Annotated in this window: 12 protein-coding genes and 1 tRNA gene; 9 read left to right on the top strand and 4 right to left on the bottom strand. The window is 74.6% G+C overall.

Annotated features, from left to right (window positions below; all coding sequences use genetic code 11):
- Nucleotides 1-189 precede the first annotated feature (189 nt).
- The 6 genes from ACZ7MX_RS24560 (at nt 190) to ACZ7MX_RS24535 (ending at nt 5998) form a co-directional block, all read left to right on the top strand.
- Nucleotides 190-1542 carry a hypothetical protein gene (locus tag ACZ7MX_RS24560; RefSeq protein WP_472135361.1) on the top strand — a complete coding sequence of 451 codons (1353 nt, stop codon included), beginning with the start codon at nt 190-192 and terminating at the stop codon, nt 1540-1542.
- Nucleotides 1543-3093 (top strand): hypothetical protein, encoded by a 1551-nt coding sequence (locus tag ACZ7MX_RS24555; RefSeq protein ID WP_472135359.1) that lies wholly within the window; start codon nt 1543-1545, stop codon nt 3091-3093.
- 61 nt (nt 3094-3154) lie between these two features.
- A complete protein-coding gene (locus tag ACZ7MX_RS24550; protein ID WP_472135357.1) occupies nt 3155-4525 on the top strand; it encodes an AAA domain-containing protein in 1371 nt (456 codons plus the stop codon).
- Nucleotides 4526-4617: 92 nt separating this feature from the next.
- On the top strand, nt 4618-5001 hold the full coding sequence (locus ACZ7MX_RS24545; protein ID WP_030414020.1) for a hypothetical protein: 384 nt from the start codon (nt 4618-4620) through the stop codon (nt 4999-5001).
- Nucleotides 5002-5223: 222 nt separating this feature from the next.
- A complete protein-coding gene (locus ACZ7MX_RS24540; RefSeq protein ID WP_472135355.1) occupies nt 5224-5934 on the top strand; it encodes a bifunctional DNA primase/polymerase in 711 nt (236 codons plus the stop codon).
- Nucleotides 5925-5998 (top strand) — tRNA-Lys (locus tag ACZ7MX_RS24535). The genes ACZ7MX_RS24540 and ACZ7MX_RS24535 overlap by 10 nt, the downstream gene beginning before the upstream one ends.
- Nucleotides 5999-6066: 68 nt before the next feature.
- On the opposite strand, the gene ACZ7MX_RS24530 is transcribed toward ACZ7MX_RS24535, so the two are convergent.
- On the bottom strand, nt 6067-7341 hold the full coding sequence (locus ACZ7MX_RS24530; RefSeq protein WP_472135353.1) for a M6 family metalloprotease domain-containing protein: 1275 nt from the start codon (nt 7339-7341) through the stop codon (nt 6067-6069).
- 328 nt (nt 7342-7669) lie between these two features.
- Between ACZ7MX_RS24530 and ACZ7MX_RS24525 the strand changes: the two genes are divergently transcribed.
- On the top strand, nt 7670-9466 hold the full coding sequence (locus ACZ7MX_RS24525) for a putative bifunctional diguanylate cyclase/phosphodiesterase (RefSeq protein ID WP_472135352.1): 1797 nt from the start codon (nt 7670-7672) through the stop codon (nt 9464-9466).
- Between the two features lie 311 nt (nt 9467-9777).
- Here ACZ7MX_RS24525 and ACZ7MX_RS24520 read toward each other — a convergent pair whose 3' ends face one another.
- The 3 genes from ACZ7MX_RS24520 to ACZ7MX_RS24510 form a co-directional block, all read right to left on the bottom strand.
- Nucleotides 9778-10908, bottom strand: a complete 1131-nt coding sequence (locus tag ACZ7MX_RS24520) for an LLM class flavin-dependent oxidoreductase (RefSeq protein ID WP_472135350.1) — start codon at nt 10906-10908, stop codon at nt 9778-9780.
- Between the two features lie 62 nt (nt 10909-10970).
- Nucleotides 10971-11693: a maleate cis-trans isomerase family protein gene (locus ACZ7MX_RS24515; RefSeq protein ID WP_472135348.1), complete on the bottom strand. Its 723-nt coding sequence runs from the start codon at nt 11691-11693 to the stop codon at nt 10971-10973.
- 146 nt (nt 11694-11839) lie between these two features.
- Nucleotides 11840-12751, bottom strand: a complete 912-nt coding sequence (locus tag ACZ7MX_RS24510) for a maleate cis-trans isomerase family protein (RefSeq protein ID WP_472135346.1) — start codon at nt 12749-12751, stop codon at nt 11840-11842.
- Nucleotides 12752-12959: 208 nt separating this feature from the next.
- Here ACZ7MX_RS24510 and ACZ7MX_RS24505 point away from each other — a divergent pair, with 208 nt between their 5' ends.
- Nucleotides 12960-13925: a D-2-hydroxyacid dehydrogenase gene (locus ACZ7MX_RS24505; protein WP_472135344.1), complete on the top strand. Its 966-nt coding sequence runs from the start codon at nt 12960-12962 to the stop codon at nt 13923-13925.
- A gap of 84 nt (nt 13926-14009) precedes the next feature.
- Nucleotides 14010-15425, top strand: coding sequence for an amidase (locus ACZ7MX_RS24500; protein WP_472135342.1), 1416 nt, complete (start codon nt 14010-14012; stop codon nt 15423-15425).
- Nucleotides 15426-15438 lie beyond the last annotated feature (13 nt).

Genomic DNA, 15438 nt, shown 5'->3' with positions numbered 1-15438 from the left:
GGGCACTCGCTGCGCCTCCGCTTCCCCCCACCCCCGAACCCACCCCCCGCCCCCTCCCCCGAAGGGGGAGAGGGGGAGGGGGCGGGGGAGACCTCCGGCCCCGCCCCGTCCCGCGCCAGCCCTTCGTCGCGCCAGCCCCGTACCCGATGCCCGTCCCGGATGTCAGTCCCGGATGCGAGACTTCGGCAGGTGAACGTTTTCCGCGACAGTCGAGCCGTGGCGACCGGTCCTCCGGCGGGGCAGGCGCTGCCGTCTTCGAGCCTGCGTCAGAGGCTCAGCGAGTTGCGCGGTCCCGGCGTACGCCCCCGGTCGCTCGATGCCCGGGCGCTCGCCGCGCTGGCCGCCAATCCCGGCTGCCGGCGCCGGGCCTTGCTGGACGGTGCGGGCGTCGACAAGGGCGCGCTGGCCGGGGCCCTCGGTTCGCCGGCGGGGTACGGGCAGTCGCAGTTCGCGTTCGTGCGGGGCAACGCCTTCGAGGCCCGGGTGAAGGCGGACGGCGGCGCGGAGCTGCTGCGGCTGGTGCGGGAGCGGCTCGACCCGGGGAGCCCGCCGCCCGAGCCGGAGGAGCCCGGGGCGGCAGCCGCGCCGGACCTGTCCGCGGCGGGGCCGGAGGGCCGCGCGGCGCGTACGGCGCTGGCGCTGCGCGAGGCGACCGCGGCCGGCGGGTGGACGCTGCTCGACCATCCGATGCTGGCGGTCGACGTGGCCGGCTCGCCCGCCTATGTGGAGCCGGATGCGGTGGTGGTGCATCCGGACGGCAGCTGGACGGTCGTGGAGATCAAGTCCTTCCCGATGATCGACGGTTCGGCGGACGCCGCCAAGGTGGGCGCCGCGGCCCGCCAGGCGGCGGTGTACGTGCTCGCCCTGGAACCGGTCGCCGCGCACGCCGCCGCGCACACGGGCCGCGCGGTGCGGGTCCGCGACCGGGTGCTGCTGGTGTGCCCCAAGGACTTCTCGAACCTCCCCACGGCCGCGGCCGTCGACGTCCGCAAGCAACTGTCCACGACCCGGCGGCAGTTGGGCCGGCTCACCCGGGTCGAGGAGATCGCCGCCGCGCTCCCGGAGGGGACCACCTTCGATCTGCGGATGGCGGACGACGGGAAGACCCCGACCCGCCCGGCGAAAGAGCTGGCCGCGGCCGTGGGTGCGGTCGGCGCGGCCTACGCCCCCGAGTGCCTGGCCGCCTGCGAGCTGGCCTTCCACTGCCGGAAGCAGGCCCGCCGGGAGGGCGCGGTGGAGGCGCTGGGCCGCGGTGTCCGGGGCGAGCTGGGCGGACTGCGCACCATCGAGGAGGTGCTGGCGGCGGCCCGCCCCGGGGACCCGGCCGGCGACCGGGGCGACGACCCGACCGGCCCCGACGATCCGGCCGTCCTGGCCCTGCGCCGGGCCGCCGCGCTGCGCGCCGAAGCACTGGCGGCCGCCGCCGTACCGCAGACACCGGCGGCCGCCCCCGTACCGCAGACACCCGCGGAAGGGCCCCACGTACCGCAGACACCGGCGGAAGAGCCCTGTGTGCCCCGTCCGCGAGCGGAGGAGGCGTAGATGTCGCTGATCGAGACGCTGGCCCGGATGGAGGCGGTGGCCGCCGGGCGCGCCCGCCCGCGCTGCACGGTCCGGCACCGCCACCTCTCCGAAAACCCGCTGGTCCTCGTGCCGTTGACGACCGCGGGTGAGGCCGGTGCCCCGCTGGGCGCGCTGGTCGGCACGGACCGCGAGAAGCCCGCCCTGCTGGCCGTCCCGCAGCCGCGCAACCGCGATCTGCGGTTCGCGTTCCTGGCCGAGCTGGCCGAGACCGTGCTGCCGTACGTGGACGGCTTCGCCGACGCCGTGGAGTGGGAGGAGCGCAAGGAGACCGACCCGGAGACCGGCAAGAAGGTCCCGGTGCAGGTCGAACTGTGCGCGGACGCACCGCAGTTGATCGTCCCCAGCGCGGCCGGCGTGGAGTACGTCCGGCTGCTGGGCCGCTCGATGCGGTTCCGGCGGACGGCCGAGCAGGATCCGGAGGCACCCCATCCGGCGCCGCCGCACGTCCCGCTGCTGGGCCGCTGGCTGACGCATTTCGGCGAGCGCGCGCGGGTCCCCGGCGCCGGTCTGCTGCTGCCCATGACGGGTCTGCTGGCCCGCCATTGGGCGACCGGCCAGAGCGTGCTGGAGGACCAGCACCTGGGGGCGCTGCTCGCCTGGATCGACCCGCCGCCGGGGAGGTCCGGCCAGGAGGCCGCCGAGTTCGCCGAGTCGGCGCGCGACGCGGACGGCCAGCTGCGGTGCCCGCCGGCCGGGCCGGCCACGGACCCGGCGTTCGACAACCGCCTGCTCGCACCCGCGATGGCCCGTTACGACGCCGGTCTGCCGGGCGCCGAGGAGGAGCTGCGCGCCCTGCTCGAAGGCCAGTTGCGGCCGACCTGGGACGCCGTGTGGCGCGGCATCGACCTGCTGCGGGCGCTGCCCGAGGGCGCCCGGGTCGCCGACCGCTGGAAGCGCGACCGCTGGTCGTACACGGCGCACCGCGACCGGGTGCGGGCCGGTGAACCCCCGCAGCCCCGGCGGGACGACGCGGTCACCGCCGCGCAGAAGCTGTCCGCCCGGGAGACCGCGCAGGCGCAGCTGGAGGCCCAGGAGGCGCTGGACGACCCGCTGGTGATGGCGGGCCGCCGGCTCGCCGGGGAAGCGTTCGAGGGCACGGTGACCGCCGTGGAGATGGCGATGTCCGAGGGCAAGCGCCCGATGCCGCGCCCCCTGGTGACGCTGCGCACCGCCGACCGCCCCCTGTTGTCCGGCGGCGCCAAGCTCTACCGCCCGCTGGCCGACGGCCGGACCCAGCCCGCCGAGTTCGTGGCGTACGCGCCGGGCGAGCCGGAGGTGCTGGTGGTGCGGCTGACCGGCGGGATGGGCCGGGGCCGCACCCCGGAGCCCGGCTCCGTGCCCGAGCCCGCGGACCGGGTCTGCTGGACGCTGTTCGAGCACGCCCCGCGCGGCGGCCCGGAGCTCCCGGACCCGGAGGACATCCCGTGGACCCACGGCGGACCGCCCTCCGCCACCACGGACACCCCGTCCGAGACCGCCGACCCGGTGACCCCGGAGGACTTCCTGTGACCCGCACCCGCACCCGCCCCCGGACCGACCCGTCCGCCACGCCTTGGGAGGTCACCGCGGAATGACGGCCCTTCAGGACCCGCCCCCCACCGCCGCCGGCGCCCGGGACGCCGATCCCTCCGTGGCGGCCGCGGCGGCCACCGACGCGATCCTGCGCGACACGCTGCACGGCACCCGCCGCGGCGTCGTCGTCGACTCCCCGCCGGGTGCCGGCAAGTCCACCCTGGTCGTCCGCGCGGCCCGCGAACTGGCCGCCGCCGGGCGCCCGTTGATGATCGTCGCGCAGACCAACGCGCAGGTCGACGACCTGGTGCTGCGGCTCGCCGAGAAGGACCCCGAGCTGCCGGTCGGCCGGCTCCACAGCAGCGAGCCCGGCGCGTTCGACCCGGCGCTGGCCGAACTGCCGGCGGTCCGCACGTCCGCGAAGATCGCCGATCTGGCCGGGCTGGACGTCGTGGTCTCGACGGCCGCGAAGTGGGCCTACACCAAGGTCGAGGAGCCGTGGCGGCACGCCATCGTGGACGAGGCGTACCAGATGCGGTCGGACGCGCTGCTGAGCGTGGCCGGGCTCTTCGAGCGGGCGCTGTTCGTGGGCGACCCCGGCCAGCTGGACCCGTTCAGCGTGGTCGGCGCCGAGCAGTGGGCCGGGCTGACGTACGACCCGTCGGCCAGCGCCGTCTCCACCCTCCTGGCCCACAACCCCGACCTGCCGCAGCACCGCCTGCCGGTCTCCTGGCGGCTGCCCGCCTCGGCCGCGCCCCTGGTCTCCGCCGCGTTCTACCCGTACACGCCGTTCCGCAGCGGCACCGGGCCCGGTGAGCGCCGGCTGGCGTTCGGGGTGCCGGGCGACGGCTCGGGCGTGGACCGGGTCCTGGACGAGGCCGCCGAGTCCGGGTGGGGCCTGCTGGAGCTGCCCGCCCGCCGTACGCCGCGGACGGACCCGGAGGCGGTGCGGGCGGTGGCCCTGGTGGTGCGGCGGCTGCTGGACCGCGGCGGCGCGGCGAGCGGTGAGCACGCGCCGGAGCCGACGCCGCTGACCGCCGCCCGGATCGCGGTCGGCACGGCCCACCGCGACCAGGCCGCCGCGGTCCGCGCCGCCCTGGCCGAGCTGGGCGTGTCCGACGTCACGGTGGACACCGCCAACCGCCTCCAGGGCCGCGAGTTCGACGTGACGGTGGTCCTGCACCCGCTCTCCGGGCGCCCCGACGCCACCGCGTTCCATCTGGAGACCGGCCGGCTGTGCGTGCTCGCCTCCCGGCACCGCCACGCCTGCATCGTGGTCTGCCGGGCCGGCGTCGCGGACCTCCTCGACGAGCACCCCTCGACCGAGCCGGTCAGCCTGGGCGTCACGGTGAAGTTCCCGGACGGCTGGGAGGCCAACCACGCCGTCCTCGCGCACCTTCAGGAGCACCGGGTGGCCTGGCGGCCTTGACACCCGGTGTCCCCTCCGTGCACCTCACGCCCCAGGGCGCACTTGCGCGAGGCGGGACAATGGAATGCGGCACACGATCTGGAGGTACGTACATGTCCGAGCCGCGACCGGCTCCCGACCCCCGTGGTACGGCACCGAGGCCACGGCGCATGAAGCCCGCGCAGCTGCTCTTCGAACCACCCGAGGCCGTTGCCGACCCCGAGCACTTCTTCGACCTGGAGTCGATAGAGGACCCGCGCGAGCTGCTCAGCCGCGCGACGGAGCTGACCCTGGCCTTCCGTGCCGCGGCCGACCGCGCCACGGAGTTCCAGGCGCTGGCCGCCGCCCAGCTGGCCGACCCGAGCCGGTTCGACCGGTTGCCGCTGGCCGTGCTGGCGGAGCAGGCCGAGTGGACCGAGGACTACGCGCAGAAGATGATCGAGTTCGGCCGCAGCCTGATGCGGAGCGGCAGCACGCTGCTCGGCGACATGGACTGACCCTGCCCCTGTCCCTGCCCTGATTCCGCCCGTCGACCGACCGTCGCGGACCGACCCGTCCGCTCGTTCACATCCACCACAGACGCCCCACGACGGCTCATGGTCACCAACCATGAGCCGCTGGCATATGCGAAGGGGCAAGGTACCGGGTCCTGTGCCGCGCTGTCCCGATTTCCGGCAATCAGCCGAGCCGGTAAGGGCCGTATCGGTAGACCTGTCCCCATGAGTGACCGGCTGCCCGACCTCCCGCGCACCCCCGCCCACCACGCCACGTCGTACGTCACCCTCGCCGGCGCCGACTGGCTCGCCTCGGCCAGCCCCCACCCGGACGACATGCACGCCCTGTGGGCGCTGCACCCGGACGCGCCGAGCGTGCTGCCGTGCGGGACGGCCTTCGACGTGATCAACGCCCCGGCGCTGTTCGGGCGGCGGATGGTGGACCGGCTGTGGTCGGCCGGCCCCGGCTCCGGGCCGGTGGCCGCGCACCGCGGGCGGATCCTGCTGTTCGCGGCGCCGGGCACCGCCCAGCGGCTGCCGGCGCTGCTGGTCTGGGAGGAGTGGGCGGCGGCCGTCCCGCCGCTGCTGTGCCACGGCAGCGGGGACGCGGTGACCATCCCGCCGCTGCACCCGCACCCCGCCCCCGCCGCCCGTACGCGCCCGCGTACCGCGCCGCAGCCGATCACCGCGCCGGCCGACGACGACTCCGTCGCGGGCTCCCGGTGGCTGGTGGCGCCGGACGTCCGCCGGCCCTGGCTGCCGGGGCCGGACGTGCTGCTGTGGGCCTGTGTCCGCGCGGCCCGCCCGACGGCCGGGGAGGCAGCGGAAGCCGCAGGTCAGCCCCGCGATTCGGGGTCGGCCCAGGCCCGTGGGAAACCGATTTTTGTCCTCCCCGATCAGGATGCTAATGTTTTCCCCGTCAGCAGGCGCCGCTAGCTCAGTTGGTTAGAGCAGCTGACTCTTAATCAGCGGGTCCGGGGTTCGAGTCCCTGGCGGCGCACAGACGGTCGAAGGCCCTCACCTCAGGTGGGGGCCTTCGTCATGGGCCGGGGCCGATGCGCCCGGCCGTCAGCCGTGGCCGATCTTGACCGCCCAGTCGCCGTCGCCGGTCCGTCCGGCCACCTGGATCCGTACGCCGTCCCGGGCGTCGTCCATGCTCTCCCCCACGCCGAGGGGCGCGTCCGCGAGCGGTGGGTAGACGGAGGTGCCCCAGCAGGCGGAGGTGGCGGGATGGCCGTCGAGGACGTGGACCGGGCCCGAGCCGGAGGCGATCGCGCTGTCGACGCGGTAGGCGAGGACACCCTCGCTGCACAGGGCGCGGTCGTTGCCCTGGGCACTGCGTGCCTCGATGGCCAGCGCGCTGTCGGGGCCGGTACGGAGCACCAGCAGCCGCGGGCGGCGGTGGCCGCGGGGTTCGAGGGGGGCGGTCAGGGTCCGGAGCGAGTACAGGCCGGGGCGCGCGAGGTCGACGCAGTCAACCTGGTTGTCGGCGATCCAGCCGAGCTTCCACTTGTGCCAGGCGAAGGGGTCGGGCGCCAGTCCGAACTGGCTGCCCATGAGGTCCCAGTCCCCCACATAGGTGTCCCAGTCACCCTTGCCGCCCTGCGGCCGGTGGTACAGATCGGGCAGGTCGAAAACATGACCGGTCTCGTGCGCGAGGACGTTGCGGTCCGGCGGGCTCTGCTCGAAGACGGTGACGAACCGGCGCAGCTCGTGATCGTCGGCGTGCATCGGCTGATCGAGGTTGACCACTTTGGTGGCGTCCGAATCGACGCCGGGCGCTTCCGGATCGGCGACGAAATAGACCACGTCGTAGCGGCCGAAGTCCACCGAGGGATCGGCGGCGGCGACCGCGTCGCGCAGATAGGCCGCGCGCCGCCCGGCGTCCCAGTCGCGCCGTATGCCGTACGCGACGGACGAGCGCGGCATCCGCACCCAGGGGTGGTGGACGTGCGGGCGCAGCCGGAAGCGGCCGTAGGAGGCGCGCTCGAAGAAGGCGGAGGTGGCGGGGAAGTAGTCGCGGGCCAGCGCCTGCGGGGTGGCGGCCGGCCGGGAGTCGGGGAAGGAGAGGTAGATCATCACCGCGTCGAGCGGGCGGTCCGGGCGGGTGTACGAGCCGTTCCAGTTGTCCAGGCCCTCGGAGTGATGGGCCTCGCTGCGGCCCAGCGCACAGGGGAGGGCGGCCTCGGAGGCGGTGGCGGGCCCGGCGACGATGGACGTGGCGATCAGTGCGCTCAGCGAGGTGAGGATCGCCGCCAGGCGCCGCAGGCGACGGCGGTCGCCCCCGTCGGGCATCCGGGCGCGCGGCACTCGTACCTCCAGGGACGGATTCGGGGACCTCATCTACCCTGTGGCGATTTAATGCTATTCGTCCTGTTTCCGGGGCCCGGACGAGTGACCGGCGCGTCTCCGCCGTGCCGTAACGGACAGTCACAATCGACCAACAGGGCAATCGCCGCGAACAGAGCCGGGCAGAAATGGCTGAAGTTCCGTCATGTGGGCCGGGGAGCACGGCTGCGTCGCTGGATCGGCCCTCGTGCCAGCCTCTATGATCGCCACACTTTCCAGCGCGGGATCCCCCCTCCATCACGAGACAAGCGCCAAGCGGGAGCGAGCAGTGAGCGGACACCCCGACGGCCCGGGCCGCACGCCCGGAGCGACGCTGCCCTCAGTGACGGAACGTAACGGCACCCCCAAAGAATCCGGCGACGCCCGGCCCGCCGCGGCCGGCCGCCACGACGACTCCGCCGCCTCCCTCGGCGACTACCGCGCCGCCTTCCACGCGGGGCGCCTGGCGATGGCCGTGCTCAACCGCGACGGACTGGTCCTGGCCGCCAACCCCGCCTTCGGCGAGCTGGTCGGCGCCGACCCCGCCGACCTGGTGGCGGCGACCGCGGCGGACCTCACCGACCTGGGCGCCGACCCCCGGGTGTGGACCGCCTACCGCGAGGTGCTGTGCGGCCGCAGCGACCGGCTGCGCTGCACCCGGCGCCTCAAACACCCCGAGGGGCACTCCGTATGGGTGGAGGTGACGGTCGAGCCGCTGACTCCGGAACCGCTCAGCGGCGAGGAGCGGATGCTGCTGTCGGTCGCCGACATCAGCGACCGCCACGACCTGCTCGCCCGGCTGCGGCACCTGCAGATGCACGACCCGGTGACCCGGCTGCCCAACCGGGCGCTGTTCTTCGAGCGGCTCGCCGCCGCCCTGGAGACGGCCGCCTTCGACGCGACCGGCACCGGCCGGATCGGGCTCTGCTACCTCGACCTGGACGGCTTCAAGGCCGTCAACGACACCCTCGGGCACCGGGTCGGCGACCGGCTGCTCAGCGCGGTGGCGCAGCGGCTGATGCGCTGCGCGGAGACCGACGACGACCGCGGTGCGGGCCGCCCCGGCCATCTGGTGGCGCGGCTCGGCGGCGACGAATTCGCCCTGTTGGTGGAGGACTCCACCGGCACCGACCAGCTGGCCGAGCTGGCCCAGTGCGTGCTGGACGCGCTGCAGCGCCCGTTCGACCTGGCCGGGCAGCGGCTGTCGGTGTCGGCCAGCATCGGCGTGGTGGAACGGGCCGCCGGCGGCACCACCGCGACCGGCCTGATGCAGGCCGCGGACACCACGCTGTACTGGGCCAAGGAGGACGGCAAGGCCCGCTGGACCCTCTTCGACCCCGAGCGCAACGCCCACCGGATGACCCGGCAGGCCCTCTCCAGCACCCTGCGCCCGGCCGTCGACCGCGGCGAATTCACCCTGGAGTACCAACCGCTGGTCGGACTGGGGGACGGCCGGGCGCAGGGCGTCGAGGCGCTGGTGCGGTGGCGGCACCCGCAGTTCGGGACGCTCTCGCCGAATCGGTTCATCGCGCTGGCGGAGGAGAACGGCGCGATCGTCGAACTGGGCCGGTGGGTGCTGGAACGCGCCTGCCACCAGGCCCGCGCCTGGCAACTGGCGCACCCCGGCGGCCGGCCGCTGTTCGTCAGCGTCAATGTGGCCGTACGTCAGGTATGGGACTCCGACCTGGTCGCGGACGTGGCCGGGATCCTCGCCGAGACCGGGCTGCCGCCGCACCTGCTCCAGCTGGAACTGACCGAGTCGGCGGTGATGGGCTCCGCCGGCCGCCCGCTCCAGGCCCTCCAGGCGCTGAGCGACATGGGCGTACGGATCGCCATCGACGACTTCGGCACCGGCTACTCCAACCTCGCCTACCTCAGCCGCCTCCCGGTTTCCGTATTGAAGCTCGACGGGTCGTTCGTCCGCGGGTTCCGCTCCCAGGAACACCCCAATCCGGCCGACGAGATGATCGTCGAGGCCCTGGTGGCACTCGCCCACCGCCTCGGGCTCACGGTCACCGCCGAATGCGTCGAAAGCGCCGAACAGGCGGAGCGGCTCCGCCGCATCGGCTGCGACACGGGGCAGGGGTGGCTCTACTCCAGACCCGTAGCGCCGGATCGGGTCGCGGCGCTCTTCATTTAGCGCCGCACGTTGTCGGCTTTCCCGCCGCGGGGGTTGCTGTCCGCAAGGGCCGGGTTCGGCCGCGCCCGAGGCGCGGCCGAACCCGGCCCTCAACCCCTCCCCGGGCGGGGGCGCCCCACCGGACGCAAGGGTGCGGCCCGGAGGCGCCTGTTGTGTGGACGTAAAGCGTCAGCAGTCCACACAACAGGCGCCGGAGGGCCGAACCCGAAACCCACCACCCACCAGGCGCCCCCGGCCCAACCCCCACGCCCGCCGAAGGCGGAAGAACAGCAACCCCCACGGCGGGCCAGCCGACAACGTGGGAGGCAGCCTCAGCCGGCGAAGCCGTACGCGTCGGCGATCAGCTCGTACGAGCGGACCCGCGCCGCGGGCCCGTGCGCGTTGGACGTGATCATCAGCTCGTCCGCGCCCGTGCGCTTGGCGAGGTCGTCGAGGCCCTGGCGGACCGCGTCGGGGGTGCCGTGGACGACGTTGGACAGCCAGTTGTCGACGAAGCCGCGCTCCAGCTCGTTGAAGGAGTACGCCTCGGCCTCCTCGGGGCTGGGGACGAGGCCGGGGCGGCCGGTGCGCAGCCGGACCATCGCCAGCGCGCCGGTCATGACCTGGCGTCGGGCCTCCCGCTCGTCCTCGGCGGCCAGCGCGGAGACGCCGATCAGCGCGTACGGCTCGGCGAGGACCTCGGAGGGGCGGAACGAGGCGCGGTAGAGGTCGAGCGCGGGAAGGGTGTTGGCCGCGGAGAAGTGGTGCGCGAAGGCGAACGGCAGGCCGAGCGAGCCGGCGAGCCGGGCGCTGAAGCCGGACGAGCCCAGCAGCCAGAGCGGCGGGCGGTGCGGGGACTGGACGCCGCCGGGCGAGGTGGCCTGCACCGGGCCGGGGACCGCGTGGATCCGCGCGTACGGGTGGCCGTCGGGGAAGGAGTCGTCGAGGAAGCGGGTCAACTCGGACAGCTGCTGCGGGAATTGATCCGCATCCTCGTGCAGGCCGTCGGAACGCCGCAGGGCCGCGGCGGTGGCGCCGTCCGTGCCCGGTGCGCGGCCCAGGCCCAGGTCGATCCGGCCGGGGGCCATCGCCTCCAGGGTGCCGAACTGCTCGGCGATGACCAGCGGGGCGTGGTTGGGCAGCATGATGCCGCCGGAGCCGAGCCGGATGCGTTCGGTGTGGGCGGCGAGGTGGGCGAGCAGCACCGCGGGTGAGGAGGAGGCCACACCGGGCATGGAGTGGTGCTCGGCGACCCAGTAGCGGTGGAAGCCGCGGCGTTCGGCCGTACGGGCGAGGTCGACGGCGGTGCGGACGGCGCCGGCGGCGGTGTGCCCGGCGCCGACCGTCACCAGGTCGAGCACGGACAGCGGCACGGGGGCGCTGCCGCGGGCCGTGCCGCGTATTCCGTCGCCGTCGTCGTGCTGCGTCGGGCCGCCGGTCCGGTTGTCGTCTTCGCCGCTCACGGTGCGGGTCCTCTCCTCGTGTCGCCGGGTCTGCCGCAGCGACAACCGGAGAGCAACTCCAGTTATTCCGCCGGCCGCGCGAACAGCGTGCCCAGGGCCGGGCGGCACAGCTGCCGGTCCAGCAGGCGCAGGCCCTCCCAGGCCGTGACCTGATTGGCGGTGAGCACCGGTTTGCGCAGTTCCGCTTCGAGGGCGGGCAGATGGGCGGCGGTGTGCAGGGCGGTGTCGGGGAGCAGTACGGCCTCGGCGTCGGGGTGGTCGCCGGCGCGGGCGAGCGCGAGGACCTCCTCGCTGCCCCAGGTGCCGACCTCGGCGGCGGTGATGATGCCGCTGCCGCGGGTCGAGACCACCTCCGCACCGGCGGACTTCAAGAACGCCCGGAAGTACTCGGCGACGTCGTCCGGGTACGTCGCGGCGATCGCCACCCGGCGGGCGCCGAGCGCCGTCAGGGCGTGCGCGAAGGCGAAGGACGTACTGGAGGCGGGCAGGCCGGCGGTGGCGGACAGTTCGCGGACCTGGTCGTGGGCGCCCTCCCAGCCGTAGATGAAGCTGGCGCTGGTGCAGGCCCAGACGACGGCCTGGGCGCCGCGTTCCTTCAGCTCGTCGACGCCGGCCGCCAGCCGGGTCGCGGAGCCCATCTCCAGCAGCGCGTCGGCCCGGTGGGCGTCCTCGCCGATGTCGGTGTGCACGAGCGGCAGGCGGACCGCGCCGCCCAGGAGCGTTTCGAGCCGGGGGTAGTCGTCCTCCGCCGAGTGGCCGGGGTAGAGGAAGCCGACCGTTGCCATGCGGGTCTCCCTTGCGTGTGCGGCTGCGGGTGCCGGGTGGTGCGCGGGGTCGGGGCGGGCGGTGAGCCGGGGCAGGAGCGCGGCCGGCGCCACGGGAGTCGCCGGCGGCATCCTCGGCACGGTGGTGGGCCGGGTTCGGACCGACCTCAAACCGGGGGCAGCAGGCCCGGATCCTCGGGCGGCAGATGGGGTGGCTCGACGCCGTCCGGTTCGCCGTCGGGGGGTGCGGGCGGTCCGGCGAACGCGGCCTCCGGGGTCGCCCGCGGCCCGCCGTCCGGCGCACGCGGCGGCTCCCAGCCGGTCATCGCGGCCGGTCCGCGCCGCGCCACCGGATCGAGCAGGGCCTGGTACGGTCCCACCGCCGGCACCCCGATGGCGCGCAGCGCCGCCCACATCGTCACCTGGTTGGCGGACAGCACCGGCATCCGCAACTCCGCCTCCAGCTGCGGGATGACGTCGTACGTCGGCAGGTTCGTGCAGCTGATGAAGAGGGCGTCGGCGGAACCGACGACGGCCGCCCGGGCCATGTCGACGACGTCGCGGTAGGGCACCTTCCAGATGTGCCGGGTCAGGCCGAGGTAGGCGCGGCCGGTGACCGTGATGCCGCCCTCGCCGAGGTAGTCCTCCAGGGAGTCGGTGACCGATTTCGTGTACGGGGTGACCACGGCGATCCGCCGTGCGCCGATCTCCCGCAGCGCCTCCAGCAGTGCGCCGGAGGTGGTGAGCGAGGGCACGTCGCCCGCCTGTGCCATGGCGGCGCACATCGCCCGCTCGCCGGCCAGTCCGCCGACGAAGCTGCCGGAGGTGCAGGCGTAGCAGATGACCTGCGGGGACACCGCGCACAGCGCCTGGACGGCAGCGTCCAGCGTTTCGTGCTCGCTGACCAGCCGGGCCAGATCGAGGCTCACCTCGACGGGCACGAAGGGGGTTCGGGTGAGGTGGAGGGACACGTCGTCGGGCACCCAGCGCCACAGCTCGCGGTCGAGCGCGAAGTCAAAAGGGGCGACAACGCCCACACCGAGCTGAGGCTGGGGGCCACCCAGAAAAGAGACGTCCATTGAAGGCCCCTAGAAGCAACGAAGGGCTGGAATGACCAGGCCGGTGGCCGTGGTGGAAGTGCAGCCGGAGCAAGCCGGGACGTCGGGACAGAGCCGTTGTTGACACGGTAGATACGACTTCTTAGCGTGGTCAATCCTCGCATCTCAGGCATCTGTCGGCGCCCTGTTCCAGTGAAGTGGGCACTCGTTTCGAAACGGTTTCCTGACCATGTCCGAAAGCACCGTCCTCGTCCTCGGATCCGACCCGCCGCCCGCGCTCGACCGGCTGACCGGCCGAGCGCGGGTGATCTTCACCGACGAGGCCGGGCTGGCCGGCCGACTCCCCACCGCCGACGTGCTGTTGGCCTGGGACTTCACCTCCGAGGCCATCCGCGAGGCGTGGCCGGAGCGGGGCCCGAAACCGCGCTGGGTGCACACCGCGAGCGCCGGCGTGGACCAGCTGCTGTGCCCGGCGCTGGTCGCCGACGACACGGTGGTGACCAACGCCCGGGGCGTCTTCGAGCAGCCCATCGCCGAGTACGTCGCCGGCCTGGTGATCGCCATGGCCAAGGACTTCTACGGAAGTTGGGAGCTCCAGCGGCAGCGGCGCTGGCAGCACCGCGAGACGCTGCGGCTGGCCGGCACCCGTGCCGTGGTGGTCGGCTCCGGGCCGATCGGCCGGGCCATCGGCAGCACCCTGCTGGCACTGGGTGTCAAGGTCGATCTGGTCGGCCGCCGCGAGCGTCCGGACGATCCGCACTTCGGGCTCGTGCACGCCGGTGAGGCGCTCAACGGGCTGCTGCCGCACGCGGATTGGGTGATCTGCGCGGCGCCGCTGACCGACGCCACCCGGGGCCTGTTCGGCAAGGCGGCGTTCGACCTGATGCCGCCGCGGGCCCGGTTCGTCAACGTCGGGCGCGGGCCCCTGGTCGTCGAGCCGGACCTGATCGCGGCGCTGCGCGAGTGGCGGATCGCGGCGGCCGCGCTGGACGTCTTCGAGAACGAGCCGCTGCCCGCGGACAGCCCGTTGTGGGACGTGCCGCACCTGATCGTCTCGCCCCACATGAGCGGCGACACCCTGGGCTGGCGGGACGCGCTGGCCGAGCAGTTCCAGGACAACTTCGACCGCTGGGCGGCCGGCGAGCCGCTCGCCAACGTGGTCGACAAACGGCTCGGGTACGTGCCGGTGCAGTGACGGCGCGGGCCGCCCGCCGCCCGGCGCGGCCGGCCCCGCCCCCGCCCGCCGTCCCACCGGGGGCGGCCGACGCTCGGAGGACGGATGACCACCGAACCGACCCACCTCGCCGACCTCACCGCCACCCGTCTGACGGCCAGCTACGCCGCCGGCGAGTTCACCCCCGTCGAGGCCGCCCGGGCCGCCCTGGAACGCGCCGAGGCCGCCCAGGCCGCCACGAACTGCTTCACCCGGATCGACGCGGAACCGGCGCTGGCGGCGGCCGCGGAGTCGGCGGAACGCTGGCGCCGCGGGGCGCCGGCCGGGCCGCTGGACGGGGTGCCGGTCACCGTCAAGGACCTGATCCTGACCCGGGGCACCCCGACGCTGCGCGGTTCGCGGACGGTACGGGCCGAGGGGCCGTGGCGGGAGGACGCGCCGTCGGTGGCCCGGCTGCGGGAGTCCGGCGCGGTGTTCCTCGGCAAGACCACCACCCCGGAGTTCGGCTGGAAGGGCGTCACCGACTCGCCGCGGCACGGGGTGACCGGCAATCCGTACGATCCGCGGCGCACCTCGGGCGGGTCCAGCGGCGGCAGCGCGGCGGCGGTGGCGCTGGGCGCCGGGCCGCTGAGCCTGGGCACCGACGGCGGCGGATCGGTGCGCATCCCGGCGTCGTTCTGCGGGATCTTCGCGCTGAAGGCGACCTATGGGCGGGTGCCGCTGTATCCGGCGAGCCCGTTCGGGACGCTGGCGCACGTCGGGCCGATGACCCGCGACGCGGCCGACGCGGCGCTGATGCTGGACGTGATCAGCGGCGCGGACTGGCGGGACTGGTCCCAGCTCGGGCCCGCCACGGGCTCGTTCCGGGCGGCGCTCACCGGCCCGGTCGCCGGACTGCGGGTGGCCTACAGCCCGACACTGGGCTGGGACGTGCCGGTGGCCCCCGAAGTGGCGGCCGCGGTCCGGTCGGCCGTGGAGGTGCTCGCCGGGCTCGGTGCGCACGTCGAGGAGGCCGACCCGGGCATCGCGGACCCGGTGGCGGCCTTCCACGTCCTGTGGTTCAGCGGGGCGGCCCGGGTCGTCGAGCACCTCGACGAGGCGGACCGGGCGCTGCTCGACCCGGGCCTCGCCGAGATCGTGGCGCAGGGCGCCGGATACAGCGCGCTGGACTATCTGGCGGCGGTCGACATGCGGATGGCGCTGGGGCAGGCGATGGGCCGCTTCCACGACACCTACGACCTGCTGGTGACCCCGACCGAACCGATCACCGCCTTCGAGGCGGGCGCCGAGGTGCCCGCCGGGTCCGGCCACACCCGCTGGACCGGCTGGACGCCGTTCACCTACCCGTTCAACATGACCCAGCAGCCCGCGGCGACCGTGCCGTGCGGGGTGGACGGGGACGGGCTGCCGATCGGCGTGCAGCTGGTCGGCGCACGGCATGCGGACGCGCTCGTGCTGCGCGCCGCGCACGCCCTCTACGAGGCGGGAGCCGCGGCGATCCCCGCACCCCCGGCCCCGTAGGAGCGCCGGCCTG

Source organism: Streptomyces sp. NPDC107765 (assembly GCF_055657085.1).
Note: the sequence above shows the minus strand (reverse complement) of the source record. Positions and strands in the feature narration are given on the sequence as shown.